Source organism: Bradyrhizobium sp. SPXBL-04 (assembly GCF_051853035.1).
Taxonomy (GTDB): domain Bacteria; phylum Pseudomonadota; class Alphaproteobacteria; order Rhizobiales; family Xanthobacteraceae; genus Bradyrhizobium; species Bradyrhizobium zhanjiangense.
The window spans coordinates 3,310,813-3,328,730 of sequence record NZ_CP182472.1 but is presented as its reverse complement, the minus strand read 5'-3'; the positions used below and the strand labels follow the sequence as shown (position 1 = coordinate 3,328,730).

Sequence of the window (17,918 nt, the reverse complement as noted above, 5' to 3'; positions counted from 1 at the left end):
ACAACTCGCCCGGTCCCGTTCGCATGATCGTATCGAATGACCGCAACTAGGCAACAACCGATTGCTGCTGAAACTGCTCGTAGGCCGCGATCGCGTCCGCAGCGTACATCAGCGACGGACCGCCGCCCATATAGACCGCCATGCCGAGCGTCTCCTCGACCTCCTGACGCGTCGCGCCGAGCTTGACGAGCGCTTCGGCGTGAAAGCCAATGCAGCCGTCGCAATGCGCAGCGACGCCAAGCGCCAGCGCGATCAGCTCCTTCGTCTTCTTGTCGAGCGCGCCGTCGTGCGTGGCCGCCTGAGCGAGTGCGGCAAATCCCTTCATGGTCTCGGGAATGTCGCTCCGGAGCTTGCGCATGTTGGCCGAGATTTGTCGGGTGATCTCGGGATAATTCTTGTCCATGATTTACTCTCCGGGTTACTTCAGGTTTCGAGCGGATCGGCAGGCGTGACGAAGCGCGTCAGCGACGGCAAGCGGGCGATGAAGCGCGCCAGCACCATGCCGGCACTCATCGCCGCGACAAAGATCACGGCGGACACCGATCCAAAACCGAGCGCGGTCAGCGCCGGTCCCGGACAGAAGCCTGCCAGTCCCCAGCCGATGCCGAAGATCGCGGGACCTGCGATGATCCTGGGATCGATGTCCCTTCGCGTGGGAAGATAGAACCGTTCAGCGAAGAACGGACGCGCACGCCTCAGGACGCCGTTGAAGCCGATGAAGGTCACCGCGATCGCACCGGCCATCACGAAGGCAAGGCTCGCATCCCACGTTCCCGCCGAAATGCCGCCGATGTCGAGGAAGTTCAGAACCTTGGCCGGGTTCGACATGCCGGACACGATGAGGCCGAGACCGAAGATCAGGCCGACGACGAATTGAACCAGGATAGCCATCGGCGTCAGCTCCAGTGCCGCATCACGAAGACTGTCGCAACGCCGGTCGCCATGAAGGTGATGGTCGCAACCAGTGAGCGCGCCGAGAGCCGCGACAGGCCGCAGACGCCATGGCCGGAGGTGCAGCCACTGCCCCACACCGAACCGAAACCGGTAAGCAACCCGCCGACGATCAAAACGGCCGGCCCGGCCGCTATCGTCTGCGCCGGAAGACTTCCGGTGACGAACAGGACCAGCACGGGTGCGGCGACGAGACCGGCGACGAAGGCGAGCCGGCCGGCGAACTCGCCGTCCTCGTAAGGCGGAAACAGCCGTGCCGCGATGCCGCTGACGCCGGCGATACGTCCGTTCGCCCACATCAGCAGAACGGCGGACAACCCGATCAGTGCACCGCCGACGAGGGAGGCGATCGGCGTAAATGATGTCGAAACCATCAGAACCCTCCGCAGCGAGAGCACCTTCAGGAACCCTCGCACAAACGATTTAGTTATTTCTTATTTTCGAATATACTAATATATATAGCATCCATGAAGCGCAAGCCCCGGAATCAAGAATTGCTCGCTCTGGAGGAGAAGGCCGAGGAGGCCTCCCGCCTCCTCGCCGCCATGGGTAACCCAAAACGGCTCCTGGTTCTCTGCAACATGCTGGATGGCGAAAAGTCCGTCGGCGAGCTCGCCGACATCGCGGGCCTGTCGTCGGCGGCACTATCCCAGCATCTCGGAAAGATGCGTGCATTGAGCCTGGTCAAACCCAGACGGGAGGGTCAGACGATATACTACAGCATCGCGAGCCAGGAGGTCCGCTCGGTGCTGGAGACTCTGTACCGCCTCTTCTGCGCACCGGAATAGATCTTCGCTGGCAATAACGCCGGGAGCGCGGCATGACCGACGATACTTTCATCGAGGGACCTCTCTACGAGAAGCGCAAGAAGGTCTATCCGCAGTCGGTTCGCGGGCCCTTCCGCCGCATTAAATGGGCGATCCTCTGCGTCACGCTCGGCACCTATTATCTGCTGCCGTTCGTACGCTGGAATCGCGGCCCCGGCCTGCCGGATCAGGCCGTGCTGATCGACTTCCCGCATCGCCGTTTCTATTTTTTCTTCATCGAGCTGTGGCCGCAGGAAGTCTACTATTTCACCGGTCTGCTGATCATCGCGGCGATGACGCTGTTCCTGATGAACGCGGTCGCAGGCCGGCTGTGGTGCGGCTACATGTGTCCGCAGACGGTATGGACCGACTTGTTCTACGCAGTGGAGCGCTGGATCGAGGGCGACCGGCGCGAGCGCATGCAGGGCGACAAGCGCGGCTGGACATTCGATCACATCCGAAAAGTTGCCCTGAAGCACTTCCTCTGGATCATGATCGCCTGGTGGACCGGCGGCGCCTGGGTGCTCTATTTCGCCGATGCGCCGACGCTGGTGAAGGAGCTCGCGACGTTCCAGGCGCCATTCATCGCCTATCTCTGGATCGGCATCCTGACTGCCACAACCTATGTCTTCGCAGGCCATGCTCGCGAGCAGATGTGCATCTACATGTGCCCGTGGCCCCGCATCCAGGCGGCGCTAACCGACGAATGGGCGCTGAACGTCACCTATCGCCGCGACCGCGGCGAGCCGCGCATGTCGGTGAAGAAGGCGGAAGTCGCCCGCGCCCATGGCGACGTCGCCGGCGACTGTGTCGACTGCCACCAGTGCATCAATGTCTGCCCGACAGGCGTGGATATCCGCCACGGAATCCAGCTCGGCTGCATCCAGTGCGGCCTGTGCATCGATGCCTGCGACAACATCATGCGCGAGATCGGTCGGCCCGCCGGCCTGATCGGCTACGACACCGACATCAACATGCAGCGCCGGCGCGACGGCAAGCCGCCGATCTATCGCATCATCCGCCCGCGCACGCTGATCTACGCGGCAGCAATCGCAATCGTCGGCAGCATCATGCTCTACGCACTCGCGACGCGCGCGACCATGGACGTCAACGTGCTGCACGAGCGCAATCCCCTCTTCGTCCAGCTCTCGGATGGCGGGGTGCGCAACGACTATATCGTGCGCATCCTCAACAAGGGCGCAGAACGATCGTTTGTGCTCGAGATCTCCGGACTACCCGGCGCGACCAGTCGCGTCGCCGGCATCGAGGCCGGGCCGGACGGCAAGCCGGTCGTCGCGGTCGGCCAGGATCAAACCCGGGAGGTGCGCTTATCCGTGCAGGTCGGCCCGGCACATTTGCCACAGACGTCCCGCGACATCGACATCACGATCTCGGACACCGCCGGGGGCGGACGGGCAAGCGCCCGCGACCATTTCGTCCCGGGTGACCAGTAGCAAGCCTCCGGCAACGCACCCGACGGCTCGCCACCGCTCAGATGCTCAACGAGACGTTAACGCTACCGCTCGAATTGAGGCAGCGTCCCAACGGTATTTTCCAATCTTTGCGCTAAGCATCGCCGTAACGCGGCCTTGGACCGCGTGAACGGGGACGACTGGACGTGGTCGACATCGCGCAGGAGACAGCGAGCAATCCGGCATCGACATGGGATGCCGCACGCGCGCGCGTTCCGCTCACCTCCATCGACCCCGGTCAATGGCGTGCGCTGGCGCAACGCACGATCGAACCGAACGGCTATTACCTGCCGGGCTGGGAGCTTGCCGTCAGCGCGACCGCGCGCGGCCGCACCGAGGCCTCAGCGCTTGCCGCACTCGACGCATCTTCGACGCGACTGATCGGGCTGATGCCGGTGATCTCGCTCTGGCGCGCCTGGAAAATTCCCCTGCCCGCGCTGGTGAGCGCGCATCCCTATGGCACGCTGTGCAGCCCGCTGATCGACCGTGACGCCCCAATCGAGGCCGCCACGCGTCTGTTGCAGCAGGCGCGCGAGGCCGGAGCCCATGCGCTCGTGCTGAATGACGTCGCGCTCGACGGCGCTGCGATGACCGCTCTCAATCAGGTTCTGAATCGTGATGGCCTGAAGCCGCGCCTGCTCAGCTCCTACATCCGCGCCAGCCTCGATGCGACGCATGACGGCGAGACGCTCTTGCGCGAGGCACTCGGTGCCAGGAAGCTCAAGGAGCTGCGGCGCCAGCGCCATCGGCTCGAAGAAACCGGCCCCGTCGCGTTCGAGGTCGCGCGAGGGCGCAACGAGATCGGACCGGCGCTCGAAACGTTCCTGCAACTCGAGGCCAGCGGCTGGAAGGGCGAGCGCGGCACCGCGCTGATCCAGCATGCGGGCGATGCGAGCTTCATCCGCCGCGCCGTCGCGACGCTGGCGGAAACCGCGCAATGCGAGATCATCACGCTACGCGCTGGAACGATACCGGTCGCCGCCGGCATTGTGCTGCGCCATCAGGACCGCGCCTTCTTCTTCAAGCTCGGCATCGACGAGCGCTTTGCGAAATATTCGCCCGGCGTGCAGCTCACGCTCGACCTCACCCGCCATCTCTGCGCCGATCCCGCCATCGCCAGCGCGGATTCGATGGCGTGCGCCGATCACCCCATGATTAATCCGATCTGGCGAGGACGCTTCGCGATCGGTGACGTGCTGATCCCGCTACGGCGGAATGATCCGGTCGTCGCGCTCATTCATGCCGCGCTGGCCGGCCTCAACGTCGCGCACCAGGCCGCGCGACGTGTGGTCCATCGACTCCGCAAATAGACTACTCCGCCGCCTGCGCGTTGATCTCCGCCGAGACCTGGCGGATCGCGCGGGCGAGCAAGTTCGGATCCTGCGCGCCGGAGACGGCGTATTTCTGTGCGAACACATAGGTCGGCACGCCGGAGATGCCTTTCTCGGCGGCCTCCTGCGCGTCCGCCGAAACGCGCGCGACGTCCTTGTCGGTGGCGAGGCGCTCGCGCACGTCGTCGGCATCGAGGCCGACATCGGCGGCTGCCTGCACCAGCACGTTCACGTCGGTGAGATCGCCGCCGTCGCGGAAATAGAGCTCCATCAGGCGCTGCTTCATCTCGGGCGCCTTGCCGATTGCCTCGGCCCAGAGGATCAGGCGATGGCAGTCGGTCGTGTTGGGTTGACGCGCCACCATCTCGGGCCGGTAGACGAGGCCCTCCTCGCTCGCAGCTGCGACGACGCGCCCGGCAATGCCTTTGTAAGCTTCGACCGAGCCGAACTTCTTGGTGAGATAATCCTCACGGCTGATGCCCTCGCGCGGCACCCAGGGATTGAGGAAGAACGGGCGAAAATTGAGCTTGACCGGAACATCGGGCACGAGCGCCAACGCGCTCTCGATCCGGTGCTTGCCGATATAGCACCAGGGGCACACCACGTCGGAGACGACGTCGATCTGGAGCGGTTTCAGCGTGCTCATGGGCGCCTCCTTCGGGCATTCTACGGGTCTGTCGGAAGATAAGCCGAGCCCGGGGCCGCGCAAGGCGCCCGTCCCGCATAGCTCACGACTTCACCTCTGCGGTTATTGTGAAAGGTGCGCCCCGCCCCGATACTCGCGGCCAGGATCGGACCAGCGGGAGACTGCAATGACAGCCATTTTCAGGCCGGAAGGTCATCATTTCCGGGCCACCGAGCATGCCGGCGGTCCGTGGTCGCCGGACATGTTGCAGGGTAGCGCCACCACCGCCCTCATGGCCCGTGAAGTCGAGCGGTTCGCGACCGAATCAGGCTTTGCGGTACGGCGCCTGACCTTCGACCTCTGGCGACCGGCGGGCCTGCGCGCCTTCAGGACGATCGCCGAATTGCTGCGCGACGGCCGCAAGGCCAAGACCGCGCAGGTGCGGCTAATGGACGGCGAGACCGAGATCGGCCGCTGCACGGCGCTGCTGACAGCGCAGAGTGGAGAATCGCCGGCCGATCCTTTCGCCGGGCCCGCAACGCTCGACAAGGCACCCGAGGCAGGCAGTCCGCCGCCGGCCTTCGCGCAGAAATGGAGCCGCTATTTCCAGAACGTGTCGGTGCAGCTGATCGAGGGTGCGCTGGAAAAGCCGGGTCCCGCGGCCGCCTGGATGCGGCTCGACGCGGCGTTGGTCGAAGGCGAGCCCAACACTCCGATGCTCCAGGCCGTGCAGGCCGCGGATTTTTCCAGCGGCGTCGCGCAGATCGTCGACATGCGCGACTGGACCTTCATCAATCCCGAGATCAGCCTCTATTTCTTTCGGCCGCCCGAGGGCGAATGGATCCTGATCCGTGCCGCCACGCGCGTCGGCGCCAATGGCGCGGGCCTCACCACGGCGACGTTGAGCGACCGCAACGGTCCGTTCGCCGAGGTGATGCAGGCCATGAGCTTCGAGCGGCGTGACGCCGTGCAAGCTCAGGCGTCCTGAGATGCAAGCGTGACCAGGGTGGCCTCGGACGCGGCATCCGCCGGCATGAACATCTCGACGCGGAGCTCCTGAAGCGTCACGTCCTGTGGCGTGCCGAGCGTCAGAACCGCACCGATCAGGCCGATTGCGACTTCGCCCCTGCGCAGGCGCACCTCGCAGAGCGGCCCCGGCACGGCGTAGTCCTCGAACTGAGGCGCAGGAAGCTCCGGCAAGCGCATCAACTCGCGCCAGGTCGATTGCACGGCCTCATCGAGCGGCGCGGCCATGGCTTCATGACGCGCGCGCGACAACAGTGCCGCCGCCACGCCCGGCCAGTTCTCTACGAACGGCCTGAGCTCGTTTGACGCAAGGAACATGCGCATATGGTTGAGCGGCCGCTGCATGCGCTCGGGCCCGAGCAGCATGGTCATCAGGCGTGAGGCGGCGCGATTGGCCTGCTTCACGTTCCAGCGCCGATCGGTCACGATCGCGGGGAACGGCTCGTGCCGCCGCAGCAGGAGATCGATGGCACGTCGCGCCTCGGCAAGCTCCGGCGCCGCAAGATCTCGCTCGCCATATTGCCGCGCGAAACCGCCGGCCTCGAGCAGCGCGTTGCGGTCACGCAGCGACAAATCGAGGGCGGAGGCGAGTTGCAGCAGGATGTCCCGGCTGGCGGCCGCCTTGCCGGTCTCGACATAGCTCAGATGCTTGACCGAAATGCCGGCCTCGAACGCCAGCTCCGCCTGGCTCAACGCACGGCGTGTGCGCCAGGCGCGCAGGAGATCCCCGACCGGATTGGCCGGCCGCAAGGGTCGGGAGGAACGTGTGTCCATCTGCGGATTATGCGAGCGCAGCTGCGCTCTGTAAACGCCGCTAGGAAAGGCTGGCCGCCATCTGCTTCAGCCGTTCGGCGGTGCGCTCGTCCGCCGGGAAGAAGGTCTCCAGCGCCAGCTCCGACAATGTGATGTCGACGGGCGTGCCGAACACCATGGTGGTGGAGAAGAAGCTCAGGATCTCGCCCTGGTGGCGCAGCTTGAAGGGAATTGCGACATTGTCGCTCGACAGCGGCGCCGCGCGCGCCGGGATGGGGTAGCTCTTCAGATCATTGTAGAGCTTGATCAACTCAGGGTCGGCCGTCGCCTCGCATTGCCGGTGCAGCCGCTCGAGCAGATGCCCGCACCATTCCGCGAGATTGACCGTGCGCGGCGCCAGCGCCTCCGGATGGAACGCGAGCCGCAGCACGTTGAAGGGCTGGCCGAGCAGGCGCTGCGGGATGCCGTCGAGCAGCGGCGCCACCATGCGATTGGCCGACACCAGGTTCCAATGCCGGTCCACCGCCACGGCCGGATTGGGCTCATGCGCCTTGAGAACGAGGTCGATCGCCTGGCGCGCTGATTTCAAGGCAGGATCCTCCAGGGTGCGCTGCGGGAAGGCCGGCGCATAGCCGGCCGCGACCAGCAGCACGTTGCGTTCACGCAAGGGCACGTCGAGACGCTCGGCGAGTCTGAGCACCATGTCGCGCGAGGGCGCAGCGCGGCCGGTCTCGACGAAGCTCAAGTGCCGCGCCGAGACCTCGGCCTCGCCGGCGAGATCGAGCTGGCTCATGCGACGGCGCTGCCGCCATTCGCGCAAATGGTCGCCGATATGGACCGGCTGGCTGTGTTCGGCGCGTGCCGTGGATGCATGTGCGTTCATGATCGAAAACCTAGCACGCCGATTTCGGCCCTTCCATTACCCGCGAGGTAATCGAATTGGTGCGCGGACGTGCGCATCCTCGGTCGAAACAGGAGATGACCATGATCGCGCTGCTGCTCTACCGGACCATCGCAGAACACGTCTTGCCCTGGGCCATGGCCTTCGCAACCCGGATGCTGGCGCGCAGCCTCAACATGCCGGAGCCGCTGGTGCATTCGACCGGCGACTATGTCGTCGCGCAGGTCATCGCTTTCGAGCACGGCGTCGGCAGGAGCCTGTGCCCGTTCCGCCTCGCCCGCATTGTCCGCGCTTGGTGGCGCGGATTGCGGTGATTTCCCCCGACCTCAACCAAGGAGAACCACGATGATCGAAGCATCCACTTTCCTGCGCCGTGCACTGCTCGCCGATGCCCTCTTCAGCGGCGTCGCCGCGCTCGGTTTCACCTTCGGCGCAGGCGCGTTCGCCTCGCTGTTCAACCTGCCGGAAGCGCTGCTGCGTGAGACCGGCCTGTTCCTGATCGCCTACAGCGCGCTGGTCGGCTGGCTCGCCGCGCGTGCATCCGTATCCAAGGCGCTGGTGCTGCTGGTCGTGATCGGTAACGCGGCCTGGACAGCCGGCAGCATCGCGCTGCTGCTTTCGAGCGCGGTGTCGCCGAATCTCGCGGGCGAGCTTATGGTCGTGGCGCAGGCGATTGCGACCGGCGTGTTCGCCGAGCTGCAATATGTGGGGCTGCGAAGGAGCGCGAGTGCGGTGGCGGCGTGAGGCCACATACATGCTGTCGTCGCCCGGCTTGACCGGGCGCCCCAGTATTCCAGAGACAGTAAATGGATACGGAGACGCCGCGGCGTGTACTGGATGCCCCCGGTCCCGGCTCCGCCAAGGCTACGCCGGGGCCACAAGGGTGCTCGGCCGCCGAAGCTTTAGCGAAGGCGGCAAGCCGGGGGCATGACAGCTGAGTTGAAGGCCCAAGCTCAGGCCCGCGCGCGGCCGTTCGCCTTGCCGATGGCGTGGCCGTTGAGCTTCTTCTTTTTCGCGGCCTTGCTTTTCGGACTCCTGGCGCCCGCCTTCGTGGCCTTGCGCTCGGCTCGCGCCTTCACCTTGGCGCGTTCGGCCCGCGCCTCGGCGCGCAGCTTCTTGCGCTTCTTCTCGCAGGAGTCGCACTTGCAGCCGATCGGCTTCAGATAGGCTTTGAAATAGTCGGTGCCGTAGTCGTAGTTGATCTCGTCGCCCGGCTCGATGTTCTTGATGGCGCGGATGAAGACCTTGCGCTCGCGCGGGCGAACATCGGACTCGGCGTTGGGCCGGCAGGAATGATTGATGTAGCGGGCGAAGTTCTTGCGCACCGATCCGTCGATGGTCCAGCGGCCGTTGAGCTCGAACAGATATTTGTTCTCGATCTCGTCGTGCGCCGGAATCCGCGAATCCAGGATCGGCCCGAAATAGCGGATGATCCGGGTTCCCTTCTTGATCGGCTTGGTGGCGAAAAGGCCGAGCCCGGTTTTGGAGCGGCCGACGCGATAGGGTTTGTTCGAAGAGATGGCTGGCATGATCAAGAGAAAATGGACGCGAACGAGGCCGGATGACCCAAGCGAAGCCGCTCTTCTAGAACGATTCCGCGCCGCTGTCAGGTGCCTGATGGCGCTTTTGAGCCTTGCCCACAATCAAGGCGTCTGATGCTACGAAGTTCCAGCTACATCGAGCCGCCATCATGATCCCATCCTCACCGCGATGACGATTCATCCTAATCCCATCGCGATTTAGGCTCTTCTGCGGCTCCACAGCCCGCTACACTGGAAGTTTGGTGGTCACAGGCGCCGTCAGCATCGCCTCGAGTAGCCGTTCGGCCGTCGTGCCCTCGGGCAGCCGCTCCAAAATATCCTTGAGCCGCCCGTCGAGCAGCAGCGTGGTGAAGCCGTGCACCATCGACCAGGCGCGGGCGATCGCGGCGCCCTGGTTCAGCGTCAGCGCGTCTTCGCTGATCTGCTCCTGCCGCATCATGCCGATCGCATTGGCAAGCCCGGCGAAGGAGGCCTCGGCGGCCTCATGCAGCGAGGGCCTCGAATAATCGAGCCGTTCGGTGCGGAACATGATTCCGTACATGCCGGGATGGGCCTGCGCATAAGCGACATAGGCCTTCGGCCGCGCCAGCGCGCGCTCGAGCGGCGTGGTGGCAGCATTGCAGGACGAGGCCATCGCGGCGTTGAACTGGCGGAAGCCCACGGCCGCAAGCTCGCTGAGCAGCCCGGTGAGGTCGCCGAAATGATGGGTCGGCGCGGCATGCGAGACGCCCGCCTCGCGCGCCACCGCCCGCAATGTCAGGCCGGCAAGCCCATCACGCTCCAGCACCCGTTCCGCGGCCTGGAGCAACGCCTCGCGCAAGGCGCCGTGGTGATAGGGTGTCTCGGTCTTCGCCACCGCCGGGCGCCGCGGGGGACGCGGAGACGCACGCGAGGCCGATGGTGTCTTCTTCGGGGGGCGCACGCCGTGCGCGACCCTGGTTTCGCTCTTGCCCATGGACAAGCTATAGAGCGCAATATTGACAGTGTAAAGATTTCGCTTGACCGGAACGGCAATTAGCGTTATCCAATCTTTACGATGTAAAGATAGGGAAGGATTCGCCGTGCAGCAGGACGCCGTCATTGAGCGCCGCAACAACATCGCGCCGATCCCGTTCGAGGCCGACGCGCCATTCCTCAACATCATCGGCGAACTGCCGCGCGAGCTGAACGGCACGCTCTATCGCAACGGCCCCAATCCGCAGTTCTCTTCGCCCGGTGCGCACTGGTTCGTGGGCGACGGCATGCTGCACGCCTTCCACCTCGAGAACGGACGCGCCAGCTACCGCAATCGCTGGGTCCGCACCCCGAAATGGATGGCCGAGCACGACGCCGGCCGCGCCTTGTTCGGCGGCTTCGGCCGCAAGCTGCCCGATGCCCCGGCCAACCTCACCGATGGCGGCGTCGCCAACACCAACATCATCTTCCATGCCGGCAAGCTGCTGGCGCTGGAAGAAGCGCATCTGCCGACTGAGATCGAGCCTGGCACGCTGGCAACGCGCGGCTATCACAACTACCAGGGCCGCGTCGCCGGCAGCTTTACCGCGCATCCGAAGATCGATCCCATCACAGGCGAACTGGTGTTCTTCGGCTACAATGCCGCCGGACCGTTGACGCCTGCCCTCTCCTACGGATCGATCGATGCGTCGGGCAAGGCGACGCGCTTCGAGCGTTTCGAAGCGCCCTATGCCAGCATGGTGCATGACTTCATCGTCACCGCGAACCATGTGTTGTTTCCGATCCTTCCCATCACCGGCAGCGTGGAGCGCGCGATGAGTGGACGGCCGCCCTATGCCTGGGAGCCGGACAAAGGCGCCTATGTCGGCGTGATGAAGCGCAACGGCACGGCAAAGGACATCGTCTGGTTTCGAGCTGAGGCCTGCTACGTCTTCCACGTCATGAATGCGTGGGAAGACGATCACCGCATTATCGCCGACGTCATGCAGTTCGAGGAGGCGCCGCTGTTTCCGCATCCCGACGGCCGGCCGACGGATCCAGAGAAGTCACGCGCCCGCCACTGCCGCTGGACGTTCGATCTCTCGGGCAATACCGACCGCTTCCAGCAAACCTATCTCGACGATCTCACCGGCGAATTCCCCCGCATCGACGATCGCCGCGCCGGGCTGAGGAGCCGCCACGGCTGGTACGCCTGCGCCAATCCGAGGCTGCCGATGTTCGGCGCGCTCTCGGGCGTCGTCCATGTCGACGGCAACGGCAAACGGCTCGGCCATTATCTACTGCCGGCCGGCGACACCATCTCCGAGCCGGTGTTCGTCGAGGGGTCGAAGGATGCCGCCGAGGGCGACGGTTGGCTGCTCGCGGTGGTCTGGCGCGCGCGGGAGAACCGCAGCGACCTCGCCGTGTTCAACGCCACCGATGTCGAGGCCGGTCCCGTCGCGCTGGTGCAGCTCGGCCACCGCGTGCCCGACGGCTTTCACGGCAATTGGGTGGGGGCGTAGTTCTCACCTCGTCATTCCGGGGCGCGCGTTAGCGCGCCCGGAATCCATTTCGCCGCGTGTTCTGCCGCTCAATGGATTCCGACGCTTCGCGTCGCCCCGGAATGACAGCGCGGATGTGTCACCAAAGAGATTCCACATGCACATACCCTCGATCACCGCGGACTGCCTCGCCGTCCTGGCCCTGGCCTGCGCCGCATTCACATTGCAGACGATCCGGCTGCGGCGAAGCAGCCTTACCTTCTTCAACGGCGGCATCTTGCTCACCATCGGCCTTTTGATCGCCTCCGCGCTGCCGATCCTGTCGCGGCTGCCCTGGGCGGAATTGGCTGGCGAAGCCTCCGACCAAGTCGTTGCAGCACTTCATCTTTTAGAGGTCGCTTACGTCATTTTGACATTGTAAAGATTTCGCTTGACCCGACCTTCGCCGTCGATTACTTATCTTTACACTGTAAAGATTTGACCAGATCGAGGCGGCTCATGGCGATTTTCCTGATCCTCGCGCCCTACGGCGCCTTCGCGTTGCTGATGCTGGTGACCTCCGCCACGATCAGCGTGTTTGCGGCCGCTGCAATCTGCCTCGCCACGGTCGCAATCGATGTCATGCGCGGCCGCTCGGTGAAGATCCTGGCCACGGGCTCGGCGATCGTGTTCGCCGCAATCGGCCTCTATCTCGCGCTGCTCGATCCCGCGCTCGGCACGCTCGGTGTCAAGCTGTCGGTCGACCTCGGCATCTTCATCATCTCACTCGGCTCGATGCTGGTCCGCCGTCCTTTCACGCTGCAATATGCGCTTGAATCCGTCCCGGCCGAAACCGCGGCGATGCCCGGCTTCCGCCGCGCCAATTACGTCATAACCGGCGCCTGGACCGCAGCCGCGCTGTTGATGGCAGCCGCCAATCTCGTGCTACTCTACGTCCCCGGGCTGCCGCTCTGGTCGAGCCTTGCGGTCGCCTTCGCTGCCCGCAACAGCGCAATGTACTTCACAAAGTGGTATCCCGAGTATCGCGAGATCAAGTACGGTGCGCCCGCCCGCGCATTGCCCAACGCCCGCTGAACAGGATCGACGATGAAGAGCGTTTTCGCCCGCCTCGCCTCCGACTTCCTTTCCGCCATCGTCTTCCTGGTCATCTACCTCATCACCGACAACGTCGTCCTGGCGACGTCGGTGGCGATTGCCGGTGCAATCGCGCAGGTGATCTATGCCCGCGTCAAGGAACGAGAGCTCAACTACATGACCTATGCGAGCCTCGCGCTCGTGGTCGTGCTGGGCACGATCACGCTCTTGACCAATGATCCCCGCTTTATGCTGGCAAAGCCCGCGATCGCGCATTTCGCGATCGGCATCATCATGCTCAAGCGCGGCTGGATGCTGCGCTACATGCCGCCGATCGTCGTCGAGACCGTTCCGGAACATGTGACGGCTGCGGGCTATGCCTGGGCGGTGCTGATGTTCGTGATCGGCGTCGGCGTGATCGCCGTCGCATCGACCGGCGATCTGAAGCTGTGGGCGTTCTACCTCACGGTGGTCGCAGGCGGCGCCAAGATCCTGGCTTTTGCCGTGCAGTACGTCGTTCTGCGCCTCATCGTCACCAGTCGCCGGCGCGCCGCTGCCCGCGCCTAAAGCGCGATGTGACCGCGCTTTAGGATGTCGTTTGAGCCTGATCTTTTCGGAAAACCGCTACACACTTTTCCGGATCATGCTTCTACGCCTCCAATGCAGCGTTAGGCAGGCGCTGCGAGTTGGGTTATAGGCTCGCCCAGGACTGGCCGCGGATCGTCGCGGCCCGCCGGGATTTGTTCGGGAGATGGGAATGGCCGTTGACGGCAACTGGAATCTGACCATGACGACGCCGATGGGCGAGCGCCAGGCGACGCTGAGCCTGAAGGCCGCGGGCGGCGCGCTCACGGGCACGCAAGGCGCGGAAGGTAATACCGCCGAGATTTTCGATGGCACCGTCAGCGGCGACAACGTCTCCTGGAAGGTCTCGATCACGAACCCGATGCCGCTCACGCTCGAATTCACCGGCACCGTCTCCGGCGACAGCATCAGCGGCGAGATGGTCATCGGCCCGATGGGCAGCTTCCCGTTCACGGGCGCGCGGACATAAGGCCGCGCAGCAATCATGCGCGTGCTCCGTCTCATCGCGGCAACGATCCTGTGTGTCGCGACACAAGCGGCGAGCGCGGATGACACCGAACCGGTGTGGCGCGCAAGCGCGCTCGCCCTGGTGCCGGCGGGTTATGTCGCCGGCATGGCCTACCGCACCGAAGCCTCGACTGGTTACCTCGCCGTCTATCCGGCGACGTCGAATGACCCGAAGTCGCCGGCCAGCGTGTTCGCTGCGCGCCAGACCCTCGTGGTCGCGCTGACACCAGACGAGAAGCGCGCGGTATCGGCCGAATTGAAACCGCGCGTCGAGGCCGATGCAGCCGATGACGACGGCGATTATGCAAAGCTCCACGCCGAGCTGGCGGGCAAGCGCGCAACCCTGCCCGAGGGCACGGAGCCCTGCGATCTCGGCGCCTGGTCCATCGACAAGGATCCGAACGGACTCAACGTGCGGACCGAGCCATCGGTGAAGGTGCGCGTGCTCGGCACCCTGCCGCCGCCGTATCGACTAAGGCTTGGCGGCAGCGAGAACACGCCCGAGGGCGGCTGGCTCACCGAATTCCGCATCGTCGGTTTCAAGGACGGCTGGTTTCTGATCGAAGGCGCGAAACCGCCGGGCAAGGATTACGAGGACGAGAAAAAATATCCGCGCAATGCGCCAAAGCCCTATGCCGGACGCGGCTGGGTCGCCTCCAACAAGGTCGGCGCGAATTTCGCCAACGGCTACACGCGCGCGGGCGGGCTGTTCCAGGCCCCCTTCGTCGACGCCAAATGGATGCCGGCGCAACGCGAGCTCGGCGGCCCGATTGACGGTGACGGCGGCCCGAAGCGCCTGCTTGCCTGTAGCGGATATTGGGGTCTCGTCGAGAGCCACGACGGTGTGCGCGGCTGGTGGCGTTCGCTCTGCTCCAACCAGGTTACGAATTGTAGTTGAAGCTTCCGCATCGTCATGGCCGGGCTTGTCCCGGCAATCCATGTCTTGTTCGCCGTACCAAGAACGTGGATGCCCGGGACAAGCCCGGGCATGACGATCTTTCGTAAAGCACAGCTGCGATCACCCGCACGCAAGTGGGGATGAAGCAGCTAGCCCAAATTCAATTCCTTGAAGAAGTCGTTGCCCTTGTCGTCGATGATGATGAAGGCGGGGAAGTCGACGACTTCGATGCGCCAGATCGCTTCCATGCCGAGCTCGGGATATTCGAGCACCTCAACCTTCTTGATGCAGTGCTCGGCAAGGTTCGCCGCGGCGCCGCCGATCGAGCCGAGATAGAAGCCGCCATACTTCTTGCAGGCCTCGCGCACGGCAGGCGCCCGGTTGCCCTTGGCGACCATCACCATCGAGCCGCCGGCAGCCTGGAACTGGTCGACGAAGGAATCCATGCGACCCGCCGTGGTCGGGCCGAACGCGCCGGAGGCGTAGCCGTCGGGCGTCTTGGCGGGACCGGCGTAATACACCGGATGGTTCTTGAAGTAATCCGGCAGCGGCTCGCCCCTCTCCAGCCGCTCGCGCAGCTTGGCATGGGCGCTATCGCGCGCGACGATCATGGTGCCGGTCATCGAGACCCGGGTCTTGATCGGATATTTCGAGAAGGTGGCCAGAATGTCCTTCATCGGCTGGTTGAGATCGATCTTGACGACCTCACCGCCGAGCGACTGCTCGACCTGCGGCAGATATTGCGCCGGGTTGTGCTCGAGCTCCTCGAGATAGATGCCGTCCCTCGTGATCTTGCCGAGCACCTGGCGGTCGGCCGAGCAGGACACGCCAAGCCCGATCGGGAGCGAGGCGCCATGGCGCGGCATGCGGATCACGCGGACGTCGTGGCAGAAATACTTTCCGCCGAACTGCGCGCCGACACCGAGCGACTGCGTCATCTTGTGGATTTCCTTCTCCATCTCGACGTCGCGGAAGGCGTTGCCATCGGGCGAGCCGTGCGTCGGCAGCGCATCAAGATAGCGCGCCGAGGCGAGCTTCACCGTCTTCATGCACAGCTCGGCCGAGGTGCCGCCGATCACGATCGCGAGGTGATAGGGCGGGCACGCCGCGGTGCCTAGCGTCAGGATTTTCTCCTTGAGAAACGTGAGGAGCCGGTCCTTGGTCAGGACGGAAGGCGTCGCCTGGAACAGAAAGCTCTTGTTGGCGGAGCCGCCGCCCTTCGCCATGAACATGAACTTGTAGGCGTCGTCGCCTTCGGCGTAGATCTCGCATTGCGCCGGCATGTTGTTGGCGGTGTTCTTCTCCTCGTACATCGAGAGCGGCGCGACCTGCGAGTAGCGCAGATTGCGGCGCAGATAGGCATCGCGCGCGCCCTCCGACAGCGCCGCCTCGTCGTCACCATCGGTGATGACGTTGCAGCCCTTCTTGCCCATGATGATCGCAGTGCCGGTGTCCTGACACATCGGCAACACGCCGCCGGCGGCGATGTTGGCGTTCTTCAAAAAGTCGAGCGCAACGAACTTGTCGTTCGGGCTCGCCTCACCATCCTCGAGGATCGCGCGAAGCTGCTTCAGATGGCCAGGCCGCAGGTAATGGTTGATGTCGCCGAAAGCCGCCTCCGACAGCGCCCGCAGCGCCTCGCGCGACACCACCAGCATGTCCTTGCCCAGGACCTTCTCGACCCTGACACCCTCGGACGAAATCTTCTTGTAAGGCGTCTCGTCCTTGCCCAGCGGGAACAGCGGAGTGTGCTTGTAGGGCGGAACAGGCTTTGACTGGTCGGGAAAGGCGGTGGGAGCGTTCATGGGGTCGATCTCGGGGTTTTGGGGCCTCGCGCGGGCCCGCTGCGTAGAAGCGTTCTAAGCCCATTTCCGGCAGAAAAGAAAGGGACCGGAGCGCATGGGAGAGGGTGGCTAGGGCTCGGGAAGGCATTGGCACAGCACGTGGAAAGGCCCGTTCCCACCCTTGCGCTTCGCATCCGCCGACGCTTGAATGCGCGCCCTAAGGGGCTTTTCATCATGACATTGAACTTGAACGTCCGCGGCGCGATCCTGGTCGCCGCCGCCATCACCGGCCTTGTGGCCCTCACCTCCCCCGCGCGCGCCGACCGCTGCGACGACAGCGCCAAGGAGCTGGCGAACCAGATCGATCGGCTCAAGGTGAATTTCCGGGCCGCCAACATCGTGTATTTGACACACCCGGCGGCCAAGGAGCTGTCCGTCGGCTGCCGTGGCGACAAATATTCCATCGAGCTCTATGCCAAGGGCGATCGCAAGCCCAAGCCGGAGTTCTATGCGCTGGTGGGGTCGATGGCCGCGATCGTTTTCACCGTGACGAAGGACGACACCACGTCGGGCGCGACACGTTGCCTGAAGCGTATGGGCCTCCTGCGCGGCGACAAGATCAACATGCGCTACCGCCGGCTCAACATGGAATGCACCCGCACAAAGGCGGATGCGTCCATCGCGATCACGCGCGGCAAGGACGAATAGGCGCGGGGCTCCCCGCTTTCCGCAGGGTGGCGGCGCGCGTGTCGCGATGCCGCCCACCACGAATTCCGTCATTGCGAGCGCAGCGAAGCAATCCAGGATCTTTGCGCGGAGACAGACTGGATTGCTTCGTCGCATCAGCGCAAAATTGCTACGCAATTTTGTCGCGAGCTCCTTGCAATGACGTGGAGAGAGCCGCGATTCTCTTAAGACTTGCACGCGCGGAAGCTACAGGCAGCCCAATCCCACCGCGCCAATTCCCTCGCATTTTAACGATTGCCTTGAAGGAAACTTCGCTCCTCGCGGGGCAGGCTCAATTGTTTCCATGTGTGAGGATTTGCGGATGAAGGTTTCCACCGTTGCGCCGCCGCCGATCGCGATCGTGGTTCCGAGCTACGACACGACCAAGCAGCAGGACGATCAGGCCAAGGTCAACGACGACGATCCGACCTATAAGCCGCAGCCGCCCGCGCCGCTGCCCCCGGGTCAGGGCACGCGGATCGATCAGCTCGCCTGATCAGGCT

At 64.4% G+C, this 17,918-nt stretch carries 23 protein-coding genes; 14 read left to right on the top strand and 9 right to left on the bottom strand.

What is annotated here, in order from left to right:
* Positions 1-46: 46 nt before the first annotated feature.
* From ACNJX8_RS15465 to ACNJX8_RS15455, 3 genes are read right to left on the bottom strand one after another with little or no spacing between them, the layout of a single operon-like run.
* Positions 47-403 carry a carboxymuconolactone decarboxylase family protein gene (locus ACNJX8_RS15465; RefSeq protein ID WP_128938715.1) on the bottom strand — a complete coding sequence of 119 codons (357 nt, stop codon included), beginning with the start codon at positions 401-403 and terminating at the stop codon, positions 47-49.
* Positions 404-423: 20 nt separating this feature from the next.
* Positions 424-891: a DUF6691 family protein gene (locus ACNJX8_RS15460; protein ID WP_439361278.1), complete on the bottom strand. Its 468-nt coding sequence runs from the start codon at positions 889-891 to the stop codon at positions 424-426.
* A 5-nt stretch (positions 892-896) separates the two neighbouring features.
* Complete coding sequence (locus tag ACNJX8_RS15455) at positions 897-1,325, bottom strand: YeeE/YedE family protein (protein ID WP_439361277.1); 429 nt, start codon at positions 1,323-1,325, stop codon at positions 897-899.
* Positions 1,326-1,418: 93 nt separating this feature from the next.
* Between ACNJX8_RS15455 and ACNJX8_RS15450 the strand changes: the two genes are divergently transcribed.
* From ACNJX8_RS15450 to ACNJX8_RS15440, 3 genes are all read left to right on the top strand, one after another.
* On the top strand, positions 1,419-1,739 hold the full coding sequence (locus ACNJX8_RS15450; protein WP_128932862.1) for an ArsR/SmtB family transcription factor: 321 nt from the start codon (positions 1,419-1,421) through the stop codon (positions 1,737-1,739).
* A gap of 32 nt (positions 1,740-1,771) precedes the next feature.
* Complete coding sequence (gene ccoG / locus ACNJX8_RS15445; RefSeq protein WP_128932861.1) at positions 1,772-3,211, top strand: cytochrome c oxidase accessory protein CcoG; 1,440 nt, start codon at positions 1,772-1,774, stop codon at positions 3,209-3,211.
* Between the two features lie 164 nt (positions 3,212-3,375).
* On the top strand, positions 3,376-4,539 hold the full coding sequence (locus ACNJX8_RS15440; RefSeq protein ID WP_439361276.1) for a GNAT family N-acetyltransferase: 1,164 nt from the start codon (positions 3,376-3,378) through the stop codon (positions 4,537-4,539).
* Position 4,540: 1 nt separating this feature from the next.
* On the opposite strand, the gene ACNJX8_RS15435 is transcribed toward ACNJX8_RS15440, so the two are convergent.
* Positions 4,541-5,206: a DsbA family oxidoreductase gene (locus ACNJX8_RS15435; protein ID WP_439361275.1), complete on the bottom strand. Its 666-nt coding sequence runs from the start codon at positions 5,204-5,206 to the stop codon at positions 4,541-4,543.
* 166 nt (positions 5,207-5,372) lie between these two features.
* Here ACNJX8_RS15435 and ACNJX8_RS15430 point away from each other — a divergent pair, with 166 nt between their 5' ends.
* Entirely contained in the window at positions 5,373-6,173 is an 801-nt protein-coding gene (locus ACNJX8_RS15430) for a thioesterase family protein (protein ID WP_439361274.1), read from the top strand.
* Here ACNJX8_RS15430 and ACNJX8_RS15425 read toward each other — a convergent pair.
* Together ACNJX8_RS15425 and ACNJX8_RS15420 are read right to left on the bottom strand one after the other, a co-directional pair.
* Entirely contained in the window at positions 6,161-6,985 is an 825-nt protein-coding gene (locus ACNJX8_RS15425; protein WP_439361273.1) for a helix-turn-helix domain-containing protein, read from the bottom strand. The two genes, ACNJX8_RS15430 and ACNJX8_RS15425, sit on opposite strands and share 13 nt — an antisense overlap.
* Before the next feature lie 40 nt (positions 6,986-7,025).
* Complete coding sequence (locus ACNJX8_RS15420) at positions 7,026-7,847, bottom strand: helix-turn-helix domain-containing protein (protein ID WP_128932856.1); 822 nt, start codon at positions 7,845-7,847, stop codon at positions 7,026-7,028.
* 101 nt (positions 7,848-7,948) lie between these two features.
* On the opposite strand from ACNJX8_RS15420, the gene ACNJX8_RS15415 reads away from it, so the two are divergent.
* A complete protein-coding gene (locus tag ACNJX8_RS15415) occupies positions 7,949-8,179 on the top strand; it encodes a hypothetical protein (protein WP_128932855.1) in 231 nt (76 codons plus the stop codon).
* A 31-nt stretch (positions 8,180-8,210) separates the two neighbouring features.
* On the top strand, positions 8,211-8,609 hold the full coding sequence (locus tag ACNJX8_RS15410; RefSeq protein ID WP_128938722.1) for a hypothetical protein: 399 nt from the start codon (positions 8,211-8,213) through the stop codon (positions 8,607-8,609).
* 209 nt (positions 8,610-8,818) lie between these two features.
* Here ACNJX8_RS15410 and ACNJX8_RS15405 read toward each other — a convergent pair whose 3' ends face one another.
* On the bottom strand, positions 8,819-9,394 hold the full coding sequence (locus tag ACNJX8_RS15405; RefSeq protein ID WP_128932853.1) for an SET domain-containing protein: 576 nt from the start codon (positions 9,392-9,394) through the stop codon (positions 8,819-8,821).
* A 238-nt stretch (positions 9,395-9,632) separates the two neighbouring features.
* A complete protein-coding gene (locus tag ACNJX8_RS15400) occupies positions 9,633-10,361 on the bottom strand; it encodes a TetR/AcrR family transcriptional regulator (protein WP_439361272.1) in 729 nt (242 codons plus the stop codon).
* Positions 10,362-10,467: 106 nt separating this feature from the next.
* Here ACNJX8_RS15400 and ACNJX8_RS15395 point away from each other — a divergent pair, with 106 nt between their 5' ends.
* From ACNJX8_RS15395 to ACNJX8_RS15370, 6 genes are all read left to right on the top strand, one after another.
* Positions 10,468-11,862: a carotenoid oxygenase family protein gene (locus ACNJX8_RS15395; protein WP_128932851.1), complete on the top strand. Its 1,395-nt coding sequence runs from the start codon at positions 10,468-10,470 to the stop codon at positions 11,860-11,862.
* 136 nt (positions 11,863-11,998) lie between these two features.
* Positions 11,999-12,262 carry a hypothetical protein gene (locus ACNJX8_RS15390; protein ID WP_128956102.1) on the top strand — a complete coding sequence of 88 codons (264 nt, stop codon included), beginning with the start codon at positions 11,999-12,001 and terminating at the stop codon, positions 12,260-12,262.
* 77 nt (positions 12,263-12,339) lie between these two features.
* Positions 12,340-12,915 carry a hypothetical protein gene (locus ACNJX8_RS15385; protein WP_439361271.1) on the top strand — a complete coding sequence of 192 codons (576 nt, stop codon included), beginning with the start codon at positions 12,340-12,342 and terminating at the stop codon, positions 12,913-12,915.
* A 12-nt stretch (positions 12,916-12,927) separates the two neighbouring features.
* A complete protein-coding gene (locus ACNJX8_RS15380) occupies positions 12,928-13,482 on the top strand; it encodes an inner membrane-spanning protein YciB (RefSeq protein ID WP_439361270.1) in 555 nt (184 codons plus the stop codon).
* Positions 13,483-13,672: 190 nt separating this feature from the next.
* Positions 13,673-13,969 (top strand): hypothetical protein, encoded by a 297-nt coding sequence (locus tag ACNJX8_RS15375; RefSeq protein ID WP_439361269.1) that lies wholly within the window; start codon positions 13,673-13,675, stop codon positions 13,967-13,969.
* 15 nt (positions 13,970-13,984) lie between these two features.
* Positions 13,985-14,905 carry an SH3 domain-containing protein gene (locus ACNJX8_RS15370; protein ID WP_439361268.1) on the top strand — a complete coding sequence of 307 codons (921 nt, stop codon included), beginning with the start codon at positions 13,985-13,987 and terminating at the stop codon, positions 14,903-14,905.
* A gap of 149 nt (positions 14,906-15,054) precedes the next feature.
* Here the strand turns inward: ACNJX8_RS15370 and ACNJX8_RS15365 are convergent, their stop codons facing one another.
* The gene (locus tag ACNJX8_RS15365; protein ID WP_439361267.1) at positions 15,055-16,710 is read right to left on the bottom strand and encodes a fumarate hydratase; all 1,656 of its coding nucleotides are present in this window, start codon (positions 16,708-16,710) and stop codon (positions 15,055-15,057) included.
* 213 nt (positions 16,711-16,923) lie between these two features.
* On the opposite strand from ACNJX8_RS15365, the gene ACNJX8_RS15360 reads away from it, so the two are divergent.
* Together ACNJX8_RS15360 and ACNJX8_RS15355 are read left to right on the top strand one after the other, a co-directional pair.
* Positions 16,924-17,397, top strand: coding sequence for a hypothetical protein (locus ACNJX8_RS15360; protein WP_128932844.1), 474 nt, complete (start codon positions 16,924-16,926; stop codon positions 17,395-17,397).
* A 340-nt stretch (positions 17,398-17,737) separates the two neighbouring features.
* A complete protein-coding gene (locus ACNJX8_RS15355) occupies positions 17,738-17,911 on the top strand; it encodes a hypothetical protein (RefSeq protein WP_164934497.1) in 174 nt (57 codons plus the stop codon).
* The last annotated feature ends 7 nt before the right edge of the window (positions 17,912-17,918 follow it).

What these genes read in the sequence shown, in the direction of transcription:
- ACNJX8_RS15465 (WP_128938715.1), bottom strand. Translation starts at nt 403, where the DNA reads ATGGACAAGAATTATCCCGAGATCACCCGACAAATCTCGGCCAACATG.
- ACNJX8_RS15460 (WP_439361278.1), bottom strand. Translation starts at nt 891, where the DNA reads ATGGCTATCCTGGTTCAATTCGTCGTCGGCCTGATCTTCGGTCTCGGC.
- ACNJX8_RS15455 (WP_439361277.1), bottom strand. Translation starts at nt 1,325, where the DNA reads ATGGTTTCGACATCATTTACGCCGATCGCCTCCCTCGTCGGCGGTGCA.
- ACNJX8_RS15450 (WP_128932862.1), top strand. Translation starts at nt 1,419, where the DNA reads ATGAAGCGCAAGCCCCGGAATCAAGAATTGCTCGCTCTGGAGGAGAAG.
- ccoG (WP_128932861.1), top strand. Translation starts at nt 1,772, where the DNA reads ATGACCGACGATACTTTCATCGAGGGACCTCTCTACGAGAAGCGCAAG.
- ACNJX8_RS15435 (WP_439361275.1), bottom strand. Translation starts at nt 5,206, where the DNA reads ATGAGCACGCTGAAACCGCTCCAGATCGACGTCGTCTCCGACGTGGTG.
- ACNJX8_RS15430 (WP_439361274.1), top strand. Translation starts at nt 5,373, where the DNA reads ATGACAGCCATTTTCAGGCCGGAAGGTCATCATTTCCGGGCCACCGAG.
- ACNJX8_RS15425 (WP_439361273.1), bottom strand. Translation starts at nt 6,985, where the DNA reads ATGGACACACGTTCCTCCCGACCCTTGCGGCCGGCCAATCCGGTCGGG.
- ACNJX8_RS15420 (WP_128932856.1), bottom strand. Translation starts at nt 7,847, where the DNA reads ATGAACGCACATGCATCCACGGCACGCGCCGAACACAGCCAGCCGGTC.
- ACNJX8_RS15415 (WP_128932855.1), top strand. Translation starts at nt 7,949, where the DNA reads ATGATCGCGCTGCTGCTCTACCGGACCATCGCAGAACACGTCTTGCCC.
- ACNJX8_RS15410 (WP_128938722.1), top strand. Translation starts at nt 8,211, where the DNA reads ATGATCGAAGCATCCACTTTCCTGCGCCGTGCACTGCTCGCCGATGCC.
- ACNJX8_RS15405 (WP_128932853.1), bottom strand. Translation starts at nt 9,394, where the DNA reads ATGCCAGCCATCTCTTCGAACAAACCCTATCGCGTCGGCCGCTCCAAA.
- ACNJX8_RS15400 (WP_439361272.1), bottom strand. Translation starts at nt 10,361, where the DNA reads ATGGGCAAGAGCGAAACCAGGGTCGCGCACGGCGTGCGCCCCCCGAAG.
- ACNJX8_RS15390 (WP_128956102.1), top strand. Translation starts at nt 11,999, where the DNA reads ATGCACATACCCTCGATCACCGCGGACTGCCTCGCCGTCCTGGCCCTG.
- ACNJX8_RS15385 (WP_439361271.1), top strand. Translation starts at nt 12,340, where the DNA reads ATGGCGATTTTCCTGATCCTCGCGCCCTACGGCGCCTTCGCGTTGCTG.
- ACNJX8_RS15380 (WP_439361270.1), top strand. Translation starts at nt 12,928, where the DNA reads ATGAAGAGCGTTTTCGCCCGCCTCGCCTCCGACTTCCTTTCCGCCATC.
- ACNJX8_RS15375 (WP_439361269.1), top strand. Translation starts at nt 13,673, where the DNA reads ATGGCCGTTGACGGCAACTGGAATCTGACCATGACGACGCCGATGGGC.
- ACNJX8_RS15370 (WP_439361268.1), top strand. Translation starts at nt 13,985, where the DNA reads ATGCGCGTGCTCCGTCTCATCGCGGCAACGATCCTGTGTGTCGCGACA.
- ACNJX8_RS15365 (WP_439361267.1), bottom strand. Translation starts at nt 16,710, where the DNA reads ATGAACGCTCCCACCGCCTTTCCCGACCAGTCAAAGCCTGTTCCGCCC.
- ACNJX8_RS15360 (WP_128932844.1), top strand. Translation starts at nt 16,924, where the DNA reads ATGACATTGAACTTGAACGTCCGCGGCGCGATCCTGGTCGCCGCCGCC.
- ACNJX8_RS15355 (WP_164934497.1), top strand. Translation starts at nt 17,738, where the DNA reads ATGAAGGTTTCCACCGTTGCGCCGCCGCCGATCGCGATCGTGGTTCCG.